Raw genomic sequence first — 1,874 nt, 5'->3', positions numbered from 1 at the left:
TTCAATCTGACGTAGATCTGGATGAAGCCGATGATCGTCCAGGCGAGATGGGTCCACCACAGGATCCTGGCCGATTTGGAAAGCGGCGCGCCAAAACCCTGCGTATAGACACCGTCGGGCCGATGCGGAGCGATGCCTGCCATATAGAGCACCAGGCTCATGCCGGTAAAGAACAGGATCTGGACGAGCAGGCGGCCTGTCGGACGGTTGCCGCCCTGAATGTGCCACACGACGATACCGGCAATTCCCAGAAGGTTGACCAGAACGAGCGGCACGAAATTGTCATCACCAAACATGGCAGGAATCACCGATAATGGTTGCGTCAATGAGCGGCCGGGCACCAGCACTGCGGGCCCGGCCTGATAGCCTATTTCTTGATCGGGAAGGTCAGTTCCTGCTCAGCTGTATCGACCACGAAGACAGCGAGCAGCTTTGCCGGTTTGGTCTTGCTGGCGTTTTCGCTGACACCGTGGCGATCGCCCGGCAATTCCGAAAAGCTCTCACCAGCGCTATAGACAGTAACGGGGCCATCGTTGACCTGACTGCGGATCGCGCCTTCGAGAACGGTCGCGTATATGAAGGCGGACGCTGGATGTGTATGGCCCTCCGAGAAACCGCCCGGAGCATATTCGACGAGAACGCCCTTCATGCTCTTGCCGGGTACGTTCGGCAGTTTGTGGTCATAGACCAGCGTAACCTTTGCGCCCTCCCCGCCACCGGGCGCATCATGCGCAAGAGCCGAACCTGACAGGAGAGCCGTCAACGCAACGGCAAAAGCCAATGACTTGATCATATTTATCGTCCTTTCATGACTTGGAGTAGATCGCTGTTTTCTATAACATATTGTTTTTATGCATCTTTTATATGCATGGCGTAGCCATCAAACTGCAAATGCTATAGACGCATGGGCCGCCTATAAGACGGCCCGTATGCAAGCCGTTATTTTCTGGGCGTTGTCGCAAACCAATCATCGAAACCGATGCGGCCGATGCGAGGATGATTGTCGGAGACGAGTGAACCGTCTTCCAGTTTGGTGCCGAAATAGCGGGCATCCGGATCTGCGACAACGGTGCGGGAATCTCCGATCGCCTTGAGGTAGCGCGCGGCGAAATCGCACAGACGCGCGCGCTCGGGGCCGCAGATTTCGATAATGCCGTTAGCCGGCGCAGCAAGCGCCGCGTCCGTCACGAAATCGGCGACGTCGTCGGACGCGATCGGCTGCAGGGAACCCGTCGACAAGCGGGCCGTGTGGCCAACCGTGCCCTCCTGGGCGATGCCGCCGAGAAATTCCATGAACTGTGTGGAACGCACGATGGTATAGGGAATGCCGGCTTCCCGGATGATCTTTTCCTGGGCGACCTTGGCTCGAAGATAGCCGCTATCGGGCAACCGATCCGTGCCGACAATGGAAAGCGCGATGTGGTGTTTCACGCCGGCCTCGACTTCCGCTGCCATCAGGTTCTTGCCCGCCGTCTGAAAGAATTCAAGCACGGCCTTATCCTCGAAGGATGGCGAGTTCGCGAGGTCGATCACCACCTCGGTATTCTTCAGTGCTTCCGCCAAGCCCTCCCCGGTAAGGGTATTAACGCCGGTTTTCGGGGCAGCGGCAATGACCTCATGCCCTTTCTTGCGCAGGCGCTCTGCGGTCTTGGAACCGATCAGGCCGGTTCCGCCGATAATCACGATTTTCATAAGACGCTCCATTTGCTGCGCGCCCATGCGGTGCGCGCGGTTCAATAGGTGGATAGGTGAAGGCCGAGATGGTCACGGCCTTCAAGGGTACACGCTCTGGTTCGGCCTTAATTCAACAAGGTGTCAGTAGTCCCAGAAGACCGGCACCCAACGAAAGGCGTCGCCGTCGACCGCGACGTGGC

At 57.9% G+C, this 1,874-nt stretch carries 2 protein-coding genes and 1 pseudogene; all 3 read right to left on the bottom strand.

Annotated features, from left to right (window positions below; all coding sequences use genetic code 11):
• A pseudogene (locus AAAC48_RS08350) lies at positions 1-296 on the bottom strand (mechanosensitive ion channel family protein); the annotation flags it as partial.
• A 71-nt stretch (positions 297-367) separates the two neighbouring features.
• Positions 368-793 (bottom strand): cupin domain-containing protein, encoded by a 426-nt coding sequence (locus AAAC48_RS08345; protein ID WP_264267078.1) that lies wholly within the window; start codon positions 791-793, stop codon positions 368-370.
• 146 nt (positions 794-939) lie between these two features.
• Complete coding sequence (locus AAAC48_RS08340; RefSeq protein WP_340653737.1) at positions 940-1,692, bottom strand: SDR family oxidoreductase; 753 nt, start codon at positions 1,690-1,692, stop codon at positions 940-942.
• Positions 1,693-1,874: the final 182 nt, after the last annotated feature.

Origin of the sequence: Phyllobacterium sp., assembly GCF_037994405.1 — a bacterium.
In the GTDB taxonomy this organism is placed as follows: Bacteria; Pseudomonadota; Alphaproteobacteria; order Rhizobiales; family Rhizobiaceae; genus Phyllobacterium.
The sequence above is the reverse complement of the archived record's forward strand: the minus strand, read 5'-3'. Positions and strand labels throughout refer to the sequence as shown.

Bases quoted from the DNA above. Each gene is read 5' to 3' on its own strand.
- AAAC48_RS08340 (WP_340653737.1), bottom strand. From the start codon at position 1,692: ATGAAAATCGTGATTATCGGCGGAACCGGCCTGATCGGTTCCAAGACC.
- AAAC48_RS08345 (WP_264267078.1), bottom strand. From the start codon at position 793: ATGATCAAGTCATTGGCTTTTGCCGTTGCGTTGACGGCTCTCCTGTCA.